The organism is Janibacter hoylei PVAS-1, from assembly GCF_004025845.1.
Lineage (GTDB): Bacteria > Actinomycetota > Actinomycetes > Actinomycetales > Dermatophilaceae > Janibacter > Janibacter hoylei.
This window is the reverse complement of the sequence record NZ_PIPF01000010.1, coordinates 60562-76371: the sequence shown is the minus strand read 5'-3', so window position 1 is coordinate 76371 and position 15810 is coordinate 60562. Positions and strand designations below refer to the sequence as shown.

Below are 15810 nucleotides of genomic sequence, written 5' to 3'. Positions count from 1 at the left end.
CACCTTGCTCACCGAACTCTCCTGGCTGCTCGTCGCGCTGCCGCTGCTCGGCGCCGCGGTGCTCCTGCTCGGCGGCCGGCTCACCGACTCCTTCGGCCCGCTCCTCGCGACCGCGCTGTCGTGGGGCTCCTTCGCCGTCGGCGCCGCGATCTTCGTCGGGATGCTCGGCACCGACGCCCACGACCGGTCCGGCCGGCTCGAGCTGTGGGACTGGGTACCCGCCGGCAACATCGACGTCACCGCCGGGCTCGTCGTCGACCCGCTGTCGCTCGCCTTCGTCCTGCTCATCACCTTCGTCGGCTCGCTCATCCACGTGTACTCGCTCGGGTACATGGAGCATGACCCGGACAAGCGGCGCTTCTTCGCCTACCTCAACCTCTTCGTCGCGTCGATGCTCGTGCTCGTCCTCGCCGACTCCTACCTGCTGCTCTTCGTCGGCTGGGAGGGCGTCGGCCTCGCGTCGTGGCTACTCATCGGCTTCTGGAACCACAACCCTGCCTACGCGACCGCGGCCAACAAGGCCTTCATCGCCAACCGCATCGGTGACGTCGGCCTGATCCTCGCGATGACGCTCATGCTCGCGACCTTCGGCACGCTCGACATCGCGACCGTCGGCGCCACCGTGGCCGGCGCGGGGGAGGGCACCGTCACCGCGATCGGCCTGCTCCTCCTGCTCGGTGCGTGCGGCAAGTCGGCGCAGTTCCCGCTCCAGTCCTGGCTCGGCGACGCGATGGCCGGCCCGACCCCCGTCTCCGCGCTCATCCACGCCGCGACGATGGTCACCGCCGGCGTCTACCTCGTCGTACGCAGCCACCACGTCTTCGAGGCCTCGCCCGACGCGCAGCTCGCCGTCGTCGTCGTCGGTGCGATCACCCTCGTCTACGGCGCGATCGTCGGCTGCGCCAAGGACGACATGAAGAAGGCCCTGGCCGCCTCGACGATGAGCCAGATCGGCTACATGATGCTCGCCGCGGGCCTGGGCCCGGTCGGCTACGCCTTCGCGATCTTCCACCTCATCACCCACGGCTTCTTCAAGGCCGGGATGTTCCTCGGCGCCGGCTCGGTCATGCACGGCATGGGCGACCAGGTCGACATGCGCCGCTTCGGCGGGCTCTCGACGGTCATGAAGATCACCTGGGTGACCTTCGGCCTGGGCTGGCTGGCGATCCTCGGGGTGCCCCCCTTCGCCGGCTTCTGGAGCAAGGACAAGATCATCGAGGCCGCCTTCGTCGGTGAGGGCTGGCGGCCCTGGGTCTTCGGGCTCACCGCGCTCATCGGTGCCGGCATCACGGCCTTCTACATGTCGCGCCTGTTCTTCATGACCTTCCACGGCAAGCGCCGCTGGACCGACGACGTGCACCCGCACGAGTCGCCGCTGACGATGACGATCCCGATGATGGTCCTCGCCGTCGGCTCGGCCCTGCTCGGTCTCGTCCTCGCGACCGTCGCGCCGATCACGACCTGGCTCGAGCCGGTGCTCGGCCACGTCGAGCACCACGAGCCGGTCCTGCCGATCCCGGTCCTCATGGCCGGCACCCTCGTCGTCGTCGCCATCGGCGCCGTGTGGGCCTGGCTCGTCTACGGCCGCGGCGAGGTCCCGCAGGTCGCGCCCGAGGGCTCGGCCCTCACGCGCGCCGCCCGGGCCGACCTCTACCAGGACGAGCTCAACGCGACCCTGCTCCAGTGGCCCGGCATCTCGCTGACCCGCGGTCTGGTGTCGATGGACACCGACGGTGTCGACAGCGCCGGCGTCGGCGGGCTCTCCCGCGGCATCGAGTCGGCCTCGAGCTGGCTGCGGCGGGCCCACAACGGCTTCGCCCGCTCCTACGCCCTGACGATGCTCTCCGGCGTCGTCGTCTTCCTCGCAGCCCTGTGGGTGATCAACTGATGAACGACCTGCCCTGGCTCTCCCTGCTCATGGTCGTGCCGCTCACCGGCGCGGCCGTGGTGGCGGTCCTCCCGTCGAGCAGTGCGGCTCTCGCCCGACCCATCGCCCTGGGCTCCGCCCTGGTCACCCTGGTGCTCGGCATCATCGCGACCGCGACGAGCTTCACCCGCGGCAGCACCGAGCAGTTCCAGATGGTCGAGCAGCACGAGTGGATCCCGCAGCTCGGCGTCAGCTACTCGCTCGGCGTCGACGGCATCTCGCTCGCGCTCATCCTCATGGCGCTCGTCCTCGTGCCGGTGTGCATCCTCGCCGCGTGGGACGACGCCCCGGAGGGCGGAGCCTGGCACAAGGGGTACTTCGCCCTACTGCTCGTGCTGCTGCCCTTCATGATCGGCGTCTTCGCCGCGACCGACGTCTTCCTCTTCTACGTCTTCTTCGAGGCGATGCTCATCCCGGTGTACTTCCTCATCGGGATGTACGGCGGCGCGCACCGCCAGGCCGCGGCCGTGAAGTTCCTGATCTTCTCCCTCACCGGCGGGCTCATCATGCTCGTCGGGGTCATCGCCCTGTACCTGCAGGGCCCCGGTGGACCCGACGGCTTCCTCGTCGCCAACCTCACCGGCCTGGAGATCGGGGGCAGCACCGAGCGCTGGCTCTTCATCGCCTTCTTCATCGCCTTCGCGGTCAAGGCGCCGATGTGGCCGGTCCACACCTGGCTGCCCGACGCGGCGGCGGCCTCCCGCCCGGCCGTGGCGACCCTGCTCGTCGGGGTGCTCGACAAGGTCGGCACCTACGGCATGGTGCGCTTCTGCCTCCAGCTCTTCCCCGAGGCCAGCCTGTGGGCGACCCCGGTCGTCGTGACCCTCGCGGTCGTCTCGATCCTCTACGGGGCGATCCTGGCCATCGGCCAGCGCGACATGATGCGCCTGATCGCCTTCACCTCGGTGAGCCACTTCGGCTTCATCGTCCTGGGCATCTTCGCCTTCACCTCGGTGGCCCAGGTCGGCGCCAACTTCTACATGGTCAACCACGGCTTCGCGACGGCCGGCCTCTTCCTCGTCGCCGGCATGCTCATCGCGCGCCGCGGCAGCCAGGACATCGAGGCCTACGGCGGCTGGCAGCGGGTGACCCCGGTGCTCGCCGGTGTCTTCCTCCTCTCCGGCTTGGCGACGCTCTCGCTGCCGGGTCTGTCGACCTTCGTCTCGGAGTTCCTCGTCATCGCCGGTGCCTGGCCCCGCGAGCCGGTCGCGACCGCCTTCGCCGTGCTCGGTGTGGTGCTCGCCGCGATCTACGTCCTGCTCTTCTACAAGCGGGTCTTCACCGGCCCGCCGCCGGTCGTCGGCACCGCCGGGACCGACGCGCAGGAGGCCACCGACGAGGCGAGCGAGCTCCCCTTCGTCCGTGCCGACCTCGACGAAGGGCGTCGCGCGGGTGTCCTCGCCGCCGCCGTGCCCGACCTCGGCTGGCGGGAAAAGGTCGTCGTCGCCCCGATCGTCGTCGCCCTCGTCGTGCTCGGCTTCTTCCCCGGGCCGGCCCTCGAGGTGCTCAACCCGGCGGTCGAGCGCACGCTCGAGATCGTCGGGGTAGGCGACACGATCCCGACCGTGCCCGCCGGCCTCCAGCTCGACTCCGGGAGTGACCACTGATGCCCCCCACCGTGCCCGAGGCCTTCGAGGCCGTCGACATCAGCTACCAGGCCCTCGCGCCCATGATCGTGCTGCTCGTCGGTGCCTTCGTCGGTGTCCTCGTCGAGGCCTTCGTCCCCCGCGGGGCGAAGCACGTCGCACACCTCGCCGTGACGGGTCTGTCCGTGGTCGCCTCCATGGCCACGCTGCTCTTCCTCACCGGTGACCACGTCGGGGTGACCGTCGGCGGCACCGTCGCGGTCGACGGCCCGACCCGCTTCCTCCAGGGCACCCTGCTCGTCCTCGGCGGGCTCGGCCTGCTCGTCATGGCCGACCGCCTCGGTGGCGACAGCGCCGATGCCTTCACCCCCATGGGTGCGGCGAGCCCGGGCTCCGACCTCGAGGCGCAGGCCGCCCGCAAGGGCTGGTCGACGACCGAGGTCTTCCCCCTGGCCCTCTTCGCGCTGGCCGGCATGCTGCTCTTCCCCGCGGCCAACGACCTGCTGACGATGTTCGTCGCGCTCGAGCTGCTGTCGCTGCCGCTCTACCTCATGTCGGGTCTGGCCCGCCGGCGTCGGCTGCTCTCCCAGGAGGCGGCGCTGAAGTACTTCCTCCTCGGCGCCTTCTCCTCCGGCTTCTTCCTCTTCGGCGCGGCCCTGCTCTACGGGTACGCCGGGTCGATCGGCCTGCCGGAGATCGCGGCCGCGGCGACGACCTCCACCGGCGAGCTCGAGGGGCTGCTGCTCCCGGGTGTCGTCCTCGTCCTCGTCGGGCTGCTCTTCAAGGTCGGCGCCGTCCCCTTCCACTCGTGGACGCCCGACGTCTACCAGGGCGCCCCGAGCCCCGTCACCGGCTTCATGGCCGCGTGCACCAAGGCGGCCGCCTTCGGCGCGCTGCTGCGCCTGGTCTACGTCGGGCTCGAGACGACCCGGTGGGAGTGGCGGACGGGCGTCATCGTCATCGCCGCCCTGACGATGGTCGCCGGCTCGGTGCTGTCGGTGACCCAGACCGACATCAAGCGACTGCTCGCCTACAGCTCGATCGCCCACGCCGGCTTCATCCTCGTGGCGCTCATCAGCTTCGACCGCTCGGCGGTCGAGGGTGTGCTCTTCTACGTCGTCGCCTACGGCATCACGACGATCGCCGCCTTCGCCGTCGTCAACCTCGTGCGCGAGCGCGACGCGGAGGCCACCCACCTCTCCCAGTGGGCCGGTCTGGGGCGCAACCACCCCTACCTCGCCGGTGCCTTCGCCCTCTTCATGCTCGCCTTCGCCGGGATCCCGCTCACCTCGGGGTTCACCTCCAAGGTCGTCGCCTTCCTCCCGGCGGTCGAGCACGCCGGCCTGTCCGGCGTCGTCCTCGTCGTCATCGGCGTGCTCATGTCGGCGATCACCGCCTTTGTCTACGTGCGCATCATCGTGCTCATGTTCTTCACCGAGCCGACGGGCGAGGTGACCGCCGCCGCACCCGCCACGCTGTCCCTGGTGGTCATCGTCATCGGCGTCATCGCTACGATCGCCCTCGGTGTCTTCCCGGGCCCGCTGCTCGAGCTAGCCGAGCAGTCCAGCATCTTCATCACGAGGTGACGCAGTGACCAGCTCGACGCCGCCCGTGCTCGCCCTCCCGGGCGCGAGCACGGACCTGACCTCCCGCCTCCAGGCCGGTCTCGAGCAGGTGGAGGCGCTCATCGTCGAGCGCACCCGCAGCGAGGACGACTTCATCACCGAGGCCAACCTCCACCTGGCCAAGGCCGGCGGCAAGCGGTTTCGCCCCATGCTCACCATGCTCGTCGCCGAGCTCGGCGAGGGGATCAACGACCGGGTCATCGCCGCCGCGGCCGGGGTCGAGCTGACCCACCTCGCGAGCCTCTACCACGACGACGTCATGGACGAGGCCGACCTGCGCCGCGGGGCCCCGAGCGCCAACGCCCGCTACGACAACTCGACGGCGATCCTGGTCGGCGACCTGCTCTTCGGCACCGCGTCGGACATCATCGCCGACCTCGGTGCCGACGCCGTGAAGATCCAGGCGCAGACCTTCATCCGCCTGTGCTCGGGCCAGATCCGTGACGACCGCCCCTGCCCAGACGGCACCGACCCGCGCGAGTACTACCGCGGGGTGCTCGCCGACAAGACCGGGGTGCTCGTGGCGACGGCGGCCCGCTACGGCGCGATGTACGGCGGGTGCAGCCCCGAGGTCGTCGAGCTGGCCACGGAGTACGGCGAGCACCTCGGCGTCGCCTTCCAGCTCGCCGACGACCTCATCGACATCGCGAGCGAGTCCGGTGAGACGGGCAAGACGCCCGGCACCGACCTGCGGGAGGGCAAGCGGACCCTGCCGGTGCTCAACGCGCTCGCCTCCACCGACCCGGCCGACGCCGAGCTGCAGGAGCTGCTGCGCTCGGAGCTCAAGGAGCCAGAGCGGGTCGAGCGGGCCCTGGAGCTGCTGCGGCCGCACCCGGCGATGGCGCAGGCCCGCGAGGAGACCCTCGCCGTCGGGCGGCGGGCGACCGACTCGCTCGCCGGCCTGCCCGAGAGCGACGCCAAGACGGCTCTCGTCGCCCTCATGGAAGGCGTGGTCCACCGGGTCGGCTGATCCGGCCCGCTCCCTTCGGCCCGATCAGACCGGCTCGACCGGCTCCAGCGACTCGCACTCGCCCGGGGCGGGGCGGCGCCGGCGACGGGCCGTGCGCAGCGAGTCGACCGTGAGGCAGGCCAGCGCCACCCACACGGTCGCGAAGCCCACCCACCGGGCCGGCTCGAGGTGCTCGCCGAGCAGCGTCACGCTCACGACGAGCTGCAGCACCGGGGTGATGAACTGGATCAGCCCGATCGTCACGAGCGGGATGCGTCGGGCCGCCTCGGCGAAGAGCAGGAGCGGGATCGCGGTGACGACGCCGGCCGAGACGAGCAGCAGCGGGTGCCACGGGGTGTCGACGGTGAAGGTCGACTCGCCCCCGGCGCCCAGCCACCACACGAGGGCGAGCGCGGGCGGCAGGAGGAAGATCGTCTCCGCCGAGAGCGACTGGAGCGCCGGCAGGGTCGCCCCGAGGCGCTTCTTGGTCAGGCCGTAGCCACCGAAGCTCAGCGCGAGGACCAGCGAGATCCACGGTAGCCCGCCGCCGGCGACCGTGAGGTAGAGCGCCGCGATCGCGCCGATCGCCACCGCGACCCACTGCAGGCGGCGCAGGCCCTCGCCGAGCACGAGCACCCCGAGGGCGACCGTGACGATCGGGTTGAGGAAGTAGCCCAGGGCCGCCTCGTTGGTCCGCCCCGTGCCGACCGCGTAGACGTAGACGAACCAGTTGACGCCGATGAGGTAGGCGGCGATGCCGACGCCCAGGGCGAGGCGCCCGCGCAGCTGCCGCAGCAGGGCCACCAGCTCGTGGCGCAGCAGCAGGACGAGCACGCACAGCACGAAGGTCCAGATGACGCGGTGCGCGAGGATCTCCTCGGCGCTGGCCGGCCGGAGAGCGTGGAAGTACAGGGGGAAGAGCCCCCAGATGCCGTAGGCGAGCCAGGCGGCAAGGACGCCGCGCGCGTCACGTTGAGGGGTCACCGGCCGAGGCTACTCCCGCCGCCGGTCCGGCCTTAGGCGGGCAGCTCTGCGACGGCGACGAAGTTGGCCTTGCGGTGCCCGTCGGTGCGGAAGCCGAGCTCGTCGTCGCACGTGACGAGGACGATCCGGCGGGTGTCGGAGTTGTCTCCCCAGACGTCCTGGCTCGTCGTCAGCTCGTCCTTGTCGACGATGTCGGTGCTCGTCACCTCGAAGCGCAGGCGGGCTCCGCCGGGGTAGGACAGGACGACGCCGTCGCCCTTGGACAACTGCTCGAGGGCGGCGAAGGAGTCGGCCCTCCCGCCCGAGATGACGTGGCCGGCGATGACGGTCGTGCCGGTAGCCCCCGGCCGGACCCGGTCGTAGCCGGTGAACCAGATGACCTCGCCGGCGCGCGGGTTGACCTTGCCGTCGCGCAGGCCCTGGGGACCGATCTTCGTCGACAGACCGACCGCGGGGATGCTCAGCGTGGTCGCGGGGGCGGAGGCGTCGGCAGCGGACCGGCCGGCCTTCGCCTCGGCGGCGGTCTGCGGCGCGTCGGCCGCAGGCGTCACCGTGACGTCGGGGTCGGGGGCATGGCTCGTGCTCGAGGTGCCCGACGACGAGGTGGCGCTGGTCGACGACGAGGTGGGGGTCGCCCCCTTCGTGCTCGACGTCGCAGATGACGAAGGGGAGGTCCCGGACGCCTGCGGGTCGTCACCACCCGCCCCGCAGCCGGTGACGGCCAGGGCGAGCAGGGCGCCGGCGGCGAGAGCGCGGCGGGAGGGGCGGTGGCGGGGCATGGGTCTCACCTTGTCATGGGGGGAGCGGGCCGCCCGCGGTCGCGGACGGCCCGCCCGAGTGGTGGGGTCAGACGCGGTCGGTCTCGATGACCGGGCCGCGAGGCGTGTCGCCCTTCGGGGGCTTGTGGCCCTTGGGCGGCTTGGGCTCCTTCGGGGGCTTGGGCGCCTTCGGAGGCTTCGGCTCGTTGCTCGCCTCGGGCCACACCATGATCACCGCGGGACGCGGCTGCGTGTTGCCCGTGTAGGGGAAGCGGCTGCGGACATTGGTCGTGCTCGCGCCGTCGTCCTCGCCCGGGTGCTGGATCGCCGCGAAGACGACGCGGTCGTCCCACTCGATGAGCGGGCCGCAGCACTCGGAGAAGGCCGGGACGGAGAGGAATTGCTGCAGGTGGCCGGTGTGCTCGCCCTCGAGCGGCATGAGGTACATGCCGTCGCAGTGGCCGAGCGCATTGCCGTCCGTCGAGATCCACAGGTTGCCCGAGCTGTCGAAGGCGACGTTGTCGGGGCAGGAGATCGGGCTGACCTGCGACTTGTCGTAGCCGTTGAAGTAGGTCTCCGGGTCGCTCGGGTCGCCGCAGATGAGCACGAGCTTCCAGTCGAAGGCGGTAACCGTGTGGTCGCCCGAGCGCGGGGTGATCTCGAGGACCTGACCGTGCTTGTTCTTCGCGCGGGGGTTGGCCTCGTCGACCTGACCGGGAGCGCGCTTGGAGTTGTTGGTCAGGGCGGCGTAGACGCGGCCGTTGACGAGGTTGACCTCGACGTCCTCGGGGCGGTCCATCTTCGTCGGGCCGACCTTGTCGGCGGCCAGCCGGGTGAAGACGAGGACCTCCTCGAGGCTCATGCCGTCGACCTGGGACTCGCCGTCGACGACGAGGGGCAGCCACTCGCCGGTGCCGTCGTGGAGTCCGTCCCCGGTCCCGTTGCCGGTGAACTTCGCGACGTACAGGTCGCCCTCGTCGAGGAGCGTGCGGTTGGCGGCGGCGTCGCCCTCGACGTAGGTGCCCGCGGAGACGAACTTGTACATGTAGTCGAAGCGCTCGTCGTCACCCATGTAGACGACGACCCGGCCGTCGCCGGCGACGACGACGTTGGCGCCCTCGTGCTTGAAGCGGCCGAGCGCGCTCAGCTTGCGCGGCTTGGCGTCGGGCTCGAAGGGGTTGACCTCGACGATCCAGCCGTGGCGGTGGGCCTCGTTGGGCTCCTTGGTCAGGTCGAAGCGGTCGTCGAGGCGGTCCCAGTTGTGCTGCGCGGCGCTGCCACCGGCCAGGCCGTAGCGGGCGGCGGCCTCGCCGGCCAGGTCGTCGGAGGGTGCGGCCGGCTGGGTGAAGTAGCCGTTGAAGTTTTCCTCGCCGGAGAGGATGGTCCCCCACGGGGTGGTGCCGCCAGCGCAGTTGCCGAAGGTGCCGAGCGGCGTCGTGCCGGCCGGGTCGGCGGAGGTCTTGACGAGGTCGCTGCCGCGGGCCGGACCGACGAGCTCGAAGGGGGTCTCGGCGGTGATGCGGCGGTTGAGCGGGGCCGCCTTGGTGTAGACCCACTTGCTGTTGGCGTTCTTGCGGGTCATCTCCACGACGGTCATGCCGTGGGCGTTCATCGTGATCTGCACCTGGTCGTCGGTGAGCGACGCGGCGTCGGTGTAGCCGTGGAACATCAGCTCGTTGTTGGTGTACTCGTTGTTGACGACGAGCACGGCCTGGTTGGCGCTGCCGTTGCGCAGGACGCCGACGTAGTCGCAGTTGTAGCCCATCTGACCGGCCTGGGCGGCGGCCGTCTGGTGGTCGAAGTCGAAGGCGGGGGCACCGGCGAGGACCGGGTCGCCCCAGGCGATGATCGGGGCCCAGCGGAAGCCCTCGGGCACGACGACCTCGTCGGTGCCGGCGTTGACCGGGTCGATCCCGATGAAGCCGAAGGGGGCGGTCTTGCCCGGCCCGGGGGCGGCGACGGCGGGCTCGGCGAGCGCGGTGCCGGCGGCGGTCGTCAGACCGGCGAGCGCGGCGGCGGCGCCACCGGCCTTGAGCACCGAGCGGCGCGACGCGGCCACGACGTCACCGAAGTACTCGTTGTCCGAGGTGTTGGGGACCGGCTTGCTGCACGCGTCGTTGCACTTCCACAGGCAGGTGGCGGCGGAGCGGCCGCCGTCCCGGTGGCCTGCGGCCAGCGGCAGCAGGGTGCGGTCGTTGCGGGGTGGCGTCATGACTTCTCCTCCGAGGGCCCGGGGTGGGCGGGGTGGCGCAAGGGACGGGCGAAAACCTAGGGAGGCGAAGGTCACCCCCGGCGTCGCCGAGGTGGCGTGCAGGTGACGCTCACCCGAATGTCACATGTAGTGACCTGTGGGTAACATCAATGGCGTGAGCAGAGCTGCTGTGTGGGACCGGGCGACGGCCGGGCGGTCGGCCCCCTTCGCCGTCGTCGACCTCGATGCCTTCGACGCCAATGCCGCCGACCTCGTGCGGCGGGCCGCCGGCCGGCCGATCCGGGTGGCGAGCAAGTCGATCCGGGTGCGGTACCTGCTCGAGCGGGCGCTGGCCCGCGAGGGCTTCGCGGGGGTGATGTCCTACGCCCTTCCCGAGGCGCTGTGGCTCGTGGGGGAGGGCGTGCGTGATGTCTTCGTCGCCTACCCGACGGCCGACCGGGAGGCGCTGGACCGGCTGGCCGCGGACGAGCATGCTCTGACCCAGGTCTCCGTCGTCGTCGACTCGGTGGAGCACGTCGACGCGCTGCGCCGCTGGCTGCCGAAGGGGGTCCCGCTGCGCGTCGTCGTCGACGTCGACGCCTCCCTGCGCATCGGCCCGGTCCACCTCGGGGTGCGGCGGAGCCCCACGCGCAGCCCGCGGGCCGCGGCGAAGGTCGCGCAGGCCGCGCGGGCGGCCGGCTTCGCCGTCGTCGGCGTGATGTTCTACGACGCCCAGATCGCCGGGCTGCCCGACAGCTCGCCGGCGGTCCGGCTCGTCAAGGCACGCAGCGATGCCTCGCTGCGACGCCGTCGCGGTCGGGTGCGCTCGGCAGTCGAGTCCGTCGTCGGACCGCTGGAGATCGTCAACGGCGGTGGCACCGGCTCGCTCGAGGTGACGGGGGCCGATCCCTCGCTCACCGAGCTGGCCGCGGGGTCCGGGCTCATCGGGCCGACGCTCTTCGACGGCTACGACGCCTTCACCCCGCACCCCGCGGTGGCCTTCGCCCTGCCCGTCGTGCGGCGCCCGGCGGCCGACGTCGTCACCTGCTTCTCCGGCGGCTACATCGCCTCGGGGCCGGCCGGGGACTCGCGGGTCCCGTCGGTGCACCACCCGGAGGGCCTGCGACTCATCGGCACCGAGGGTGCAGGTGAGGTGCAGACTCCCCTGCGGGGCAAGGCCGCTCGTGACCTCGCGATCGGTGATCGCGTGTGGTGGCGGCATGCCAAGGCGGGCGAGCTCGCCGAGCGCTTCGACGAGTACGTCGTCATCAGCGGGGACGAGGTCGTCGACGTCGTCCCGACCTACCGCGGCGAGGGAAGGACCTTCGGATGACCGGCCGCCACAGCGCCAGCTGGTCGAACTGGGCGGGCAATGTCACCGACTCGGCGGCCGTGCTCAGCCCGCGCACCCAGGACGAGCTCGTCGAGATGGTGCACTCGAGCGCCGCAGCCGGCCGGCGGATCCGCCCCGTCGGCAGCGGGCACTCCTTCACGCCCATCGCGCAGGCCGGCGACACCCGGCTGAGCCTGAGGCACCTGAGCGGCATCGTCGCCGCCGACCGGGCCACCGGACACGTGCGGGTGCTGGCGGGGACCCCCCTTCGCGTCCTCAACCGGGCCCTCGACCTGCTGGGGCTGGCCATGCCCAACCTCGGCGACATCGACGCCCAGACCCTCGCCGGGGCCACTTCGACCGGCACGCACGGCACCGGGGCCACCCTCCCGGGGCTGTCCGCCGGCATCGTCGGTCTGCGCCTCGTCACCCCCGACGGCGCGAGCCGCTGGGTCGACGAGAGCGACCCCGAGCTCTTCGGCGCGGCCCGCGTCGGCCTCGGGGCCCTCGGGGTGGTCACCGAGATCGAGCTGGCCTGCCTGCCGGCCTACCGCCTGCGGGCGGTCGAGCGGCCGGACTCGCTCGACGCGGTGCTGCCGCGCATCCAGGAGCACTTCGACGCCCACCGGCACTTCGAGCTCTACTGGTTCCCCGGGACGCGGCGGGTGCAGACCAAGGCCAACGACCTCATCGCCGACGACGTCGGCGAGCCGCTCGCCCCCTGGCGGCGTCGCCTCGACGACGAGCTGCTGTCCAACACCGTCTTCGGCGCGGCCAACCGGGTGCTCACCGCGGTGCCGCGGGCGGTGCTGCCCTTCAACGCGGTCGCGGCCCGGGCGCTCACCGAGCGGTCGTACACGGCGCCCTCGCACGAGGTCTTCGTGACGCCGCGGACGGTGCGCTTCGTCGAGTCGGAGTACGCCGTGCCGCGCGAGGCCGTCGCCGACGTGCTCACCGACCTCGTCGCCTGGGTCGAGCGGCACCGCGAGCCGATCAGCTTCCCCGTCGAGGTGCGGGTGGCCGCGCCCGACGACATGTGGCTGTCGACGGGGTACGAGCGGGCCAATGCCTATGTCGCGGTGCACCAGTACCACCGGGGTGACCGCCGGGCCTACTTCGCGGCCTTCGAGGAGATCGTGGCAGCGCACGCCGGCCGCCCGCACTGGGGCAAGCTACACGGCCTGGGCGCCGAGCAGCTCGCCGACCTCTACCCGCGTCACGGCGACTTCGTCGCCCTGCGGGACCGGCTGGACCCCGAGCGGGTCCTGACCAACGACTACCTGGACCGCGTGCTCGGCCCCTGACCGCGCATCTCCCTAGGGAAATGCGCCCTGGGTCCGTATTTCCCTAAGGAAATGCGCCCTGGGTCCGCATTTCCCTAGGGAAATGCGCGCGGGGTCACTCGACGGTCCAGGTGTCCTTGCCGTGGAGCAGGGACTGGAGGTCGTCGTCGGTGGCCGGGCCGCCGGCGAGATCGATCGCCGACTCGACCTGGGCGCGGGTCTGGTCGTCGTAGGTGGGGCGCTCGACCGCGCGGAAGATGCCCATCGGCACGTGCGTCATCGACTCGGAGTCGAGCCGGCTGATCGAGAAGGCCTGGCTCGGGTCGGAGAGCGTCACGTCGTGGACGATGACGTGGTCGGCGAGGCCCTGGCCGGCGACCTCGGCCTCCGGCACGAAGCGGACGGACCCCCCTTCGCCACGGACCAGCAGCTCGCGCTCGCCCTCGTCACCGATGGCGACGGGCTCGCCGTCGCGCAGGTGGACCAGGCGTGCCTTCTGCTGCTCGACGTCCTTGATGAGCTCGAAGGCGCCGTCGTTGAAGATCGGGCAGTTCTGGTAGATCTCGACGATCGACGTGCCGCGGTGGGCGGCCGCCGCCTTGAGCACCTCGGTGAGGTGCTTGCGGTCGGAGTCCATCGTCCGCGCGACGAAGGTGCCCTCCGCGCCGAGCGCGAGCGAGACCGGGTTGAAGGGGGCGTCCACGCTGCCCATCGGCGAAGATTTCGTCACCAGGCCCGGCTGCGAGGTCGGGCTGTACTGCCCCTTGGTCAGGCCGTAGATGCGGTTGTTGAAGAGCAGGATCGTCATGTTGACGTTGCGCCGCATCGCGTGGATGAGGTGGTTGCCACCGATCGAGAGGGCGTCGCCGTCACCCGTCACGACCCACACGGACAGGTCGGGGCGGCTCGTCGCCAGACCCGTCGCGATCGCCGGCGCGCGACCGTGGATCGAGTGCATGCCGTACGTGTCGAGGTAGTACGGGAACCGCGAGGAGCAGCCGATACCGGAGACGAAGGTGATGTTTTCCTTGCGCAGGCCCAGCTCGGGCAGGAAGCCCTGGACGGCCGCGAGGATGGCGTAGTCGCCGCACCCCGGGCACCAGCGCACCTCCTGGTCGGAGGCGAAGTCCTTGCGGGTCTGCTTCTCGCCCTCGGGGAGGGTGGGGACGCCGTCGGTGCCGGAGGCGACCGTGGGGATGCCGAGATCGATGCTCATGCTCAGACCTCCTGGAGGGCTGCGTCGATGACCTCGGCCAGGTCGGCGACCTTGAAGGGCAGGCCGCGGACCGAGGTGTGGGACCGGACGTCGACGAGGTACTTCGCGCGCAGCAGCATCGCCAGCTGCCCGAGGTTCATCTCGGGGACGATGACGCGGTCGTAGCGGGCGAGGACCTCGCCGGTGTTGGCCGGGAAGGGGTTCAGGTGGCGCAGGTGCGCGTGGGCGACGGCCTTGCCGGCCGAGCGCAGGCGGCGCACCGCCGCGAGGTTGGGCCCGTAGGTCGAGCCCCAGCCGAGGACGAGGACCTTGGCCTCGCCGCTCGGGTCGTCGACCTCGAGGTCGCCGATGGAGTCGGCGATCTTGTCGACCTTGGCCTGGCGGGTGCGGACCATGAGGTCGTGGTTGTCGGGGTCGTAGGAGATGTTGCCGGTGACGGCGTCCTTCTCGATGCCACCGATGCGGTGCTCGAGACCGGGCGTGCCGGGCACCGCCCACGGGCGGGCCAGCGTCGCCTCGTCCCGGACGTAGGGGTGGAAGGTGGGATTGCCCTTCGCGTCCGTGGCATTGGGCTCGGTGGCCAGCTCGGCGGGGAAGCTCGGCAGGTCCGCGACCTGCGGCACCTGCCAGGGCTCGGAACCGTTGGCCAGGTAGCCGTCGGAGAGCACGAAGACGGGGGTGCGGTAGACCGTCGCGATCCGCACGGCCTCCAGGGCCGCGTCGAAGCAGTCGGCCGAGGTCTGCGGGGCGATGATCGGCACGGGCGACTCGCCGTTGCGGCCGAACATCGCCTGCAGCAGGTCGGACTGCTCGGTCTTGGTCGGCAGGCCGGTCGAGGGCCCGCCGCGCTGGACGTCGACGATGACGAGCGGCAGCTCGAGGCTCACGGCCAGGCCGATCGTCTCCGACTTCAGCGCGACGCCCGGGCCGGACGTCGTCGTCACCCCGACCGCGCCGCCGAAGGAGGCGCCGAGCGCGACGCCGATGCCGGCGATCTCGTCCTCGGCCTGCACGGTCGTCACGCCGTGGCGCTTGAAGCCGGAGAGGGCGTGGAGGATGTCGCTCGCAGGAGTGATCGGGTAGGAGCCGAGCACGAGCGGGCGGCCGGCGCGGTGCGCACCGGCGACGAGGCCGAGGGAGAGTGCGGTGTTGCCGGTGATGTTGCGGTAGGTGCCGGGCGGGGTGGGTGCGGCTGCGACGGTGAAGGGGACGGCGAAGTCCTCGGTCGTCTCGCCGTAGTTCCAGCCGGCGCGCAGGGCGGCGAGGTTGGCGGCGAGGATGTCGGGCTTGGCGCCGAACTTCGAGGTGAGGAAGTCCTCGGTCGCGCTCGTCGGGCGCGAGTACATCCACGACAGCAGGCCGAGGGCGAACATGTTCTTCGCCCGCTCCTTCTCCTTGCGCGTCAGCGAGTCGAAGTCGGCGAGCGCCTCGACGGTGATCGACGTCAGGGGCAGGGCGTGGACGTGCCAGGACTCGAGGGTGTCGTCGTCGACCGGGCTGGTGGTCCAGCCGACCTTCTTGAGGTTGCGCGTGGTGAACTCGTCGGTGTTGACGATGATCGTCGCGCCGCGGGGCACGTCGGCGAGATTGGCCTTGAGGGCCGCGGGGTTCATCGCGACGAGCACGTCGGGGGCGTCGCCCGGGGTGAGGATGTCCCAGCTGGCGAAGTGCAGCTGGAAGGAGCTGACGCCCGGGATCGTGCCCTGGGGGGCGCGGATCTCCGCGGGGAAGTTCGGCAGGGTCGACAGGTCGTTGCCCAGCGCGGCGCTGTCGGCGGTGAACCGGTCTCCCGTCATCTGCATGCCGTCACCGGAGTCACCGGCGAAGCGGATGATGACGCGGTCCTTGGCCTGGGCTGTCGCTGTGCTGCTCATGGTGGGTGGTCGTGCCCCTTGCAGGTCGGTCGTGCCGCGGGGTCCCCCGGGGCGTCCGTCCATGGTAAGGCGGACCTGCCTTCC

The 15810-nt window shown here is 71.4% G+C and carries 11 protein-coding genes; 6 read left to right on the top strand and 5 right to left on the bottom strand.

The features are described 5' to 3' along the window. Positions 1–4 precede the first annotated feature (4 nt). The 4 genes from nuoL to CWN80_RS10350 are packed head-to-tail and all read left to right on the top strand — an operon-like array spanning position 5 to position 6108. Entirely contained in the window at positions 5–1888 is a 1884-nt protein-coding gene (gene nuoL, locus CWN80_RS10365; RefSeq protein WP_007925582.1) for an NADH-quinone oxidoreductase subunit L, read from the top strand. Further along, positions 1888–3534 (top strand): NADH-quinone oxidoreductase subunit M, encoded by a 1647-nt coding sequence (locus CWN80_RS10360; RefSeq protein ID WP_007925583.1) that lies wholly within the window; start codon positions 1888–1890, stop codon positions 3532–3534. Before nuoL ends, CWN80_RS10360 begins: the two co-directional genes overlap by 1 nt. Then, positions 3534–5099 (top strand): NADH-quinone oxidoreductase subunit NuoN, encoded by a 1566-nt coding sequence (nuoN, locus tag CWN80_RS10355; RefSeq protein ID WP_007925584.1) that lies wholly within the window; start codon positions 3534–3536, stop codon positions 5097–5099. The genes CWN80_RS10360 and nuoN overlap by 1 nt, the downstream gene beginning before the upstream one ends. Positions 5100–5103: 4 nt before the next feature. Then, positions 5104–6108 (top strand): polyprenyl synthetase family protein, encoded by a 1005-nt coding sequence (locus tag CWN80_RS10350; protein WP_007925585.1) that lies wholly within the window; start codon positions 5104–5106, stop codon positions 6106–6108. A gap of 24 nt (positions 6109–6132) precedes the next feature. Here CWN80_RS10350 and rarD read toward each other — a convergent pair whose 3' ends face one another. The 3 genes from rarD to CWN80_RS10335 all read right to left on the bottom strand — a co-directional run bounded on the left by rarD (position 6133) and on the right by CWN80_RS10335 (position 10041). Continuing rightward, entirely contained in the window at positions 6133–7071 is a 939-nt protein-coding gene (gene rarD / locus CWN80_RS10345; RefSeq protein WP_007925586.1) for an EamA family transporter RarD, read from the bottom strand. Between the two features lie 32 nt (positions 7072–7103). Then, positions 7104–7850, bottom strand: coding sequence for a class F sortase (locus CWN80_RS10340; RefSeq protein WP_128277248.1), 747 nt, complete (start codon positions 7848–7850; stop codon positions 7104–7106). Between the two features lie 67 nt (positions 7851–7917). Next, positions 7918–10041 carry a PhoX family protein gene (locus CWN80_RS10335; RefSeq protein WP_128277247.1) on the bottom strand — a complete coding sequence of 708 codons (2124 nt, stop codon included), beginning with the start codon at positions 10039–10041 and terminating at the stop codon, positions 7918–7920. A gap of 154 nt (positions 10042–10195) precedes the next feature. Here CWN80_RS10335 and CWN80_RS10330 point away from each other — a divergent pair, with 154 nt between their 5' ends. Further along, positions 10196–11353 carry an alanine racemase gene (locus CWN80_RS10330; protein WP_128277246.1) on the top strand — a complete coding sequence of 386 codons (1158 nt, stop codon included), beginning with the start codon at positions 10196–10198 and terminating at the stop codon, positions 11351–11353. Further along, positions 11350–12657 (top strand): D-arabinono-1,4-lactone oxidase, encoded by a 1308-nt coding sequence (locus tag CWN80_RS10325; RefSeq protein ID WP_007925603.1) that lies wholly within the window; start codon positions 11350–11352, stop codon positions 12655–12657. The genes CWN80_RS10330 and CWN80_RS10325 overlap by 4 nt, the downstream gene beginning before the upstream one ends. A 94-nt stretch (positions 12658–12751) precedes the next feature. Here the strand turns inward: CWN80_RS10325 and CWN80_RS10320 are convergent, their stop codons facing one another. Together CWN80_RS10320 and CWN80_RS10315 are read right to left on the bottom strand one after the other, a co-directional pair. Beyond that, positions 12752–13852 (bottom strand): 2-oxoacid:ferredoxin oxidoreductase subunit beta, encoded by a 1101-nt coding sequence (locus CWN80_RS10320; protein ID WP_007925605.1) that lies wholly within the window; start codon positions 13850–13852, stop codon positions 12752–12754. 2 nt (positions 13853–13854) lie between these two features. Then, on the bottom strand, positions 13855–15726 hold the full coding sequence (locus CWN80_RS10315; protein WP_007925606.1) for a 2-oxoacid:acceptor oxidoreductase subunit alpha: 1872 nt from the start codon (positions 15724–15726) through the stop codon (positions 13855–13857). Between the last annotated feature and the right edge of the window lie 84 nt (positions 15727–15810).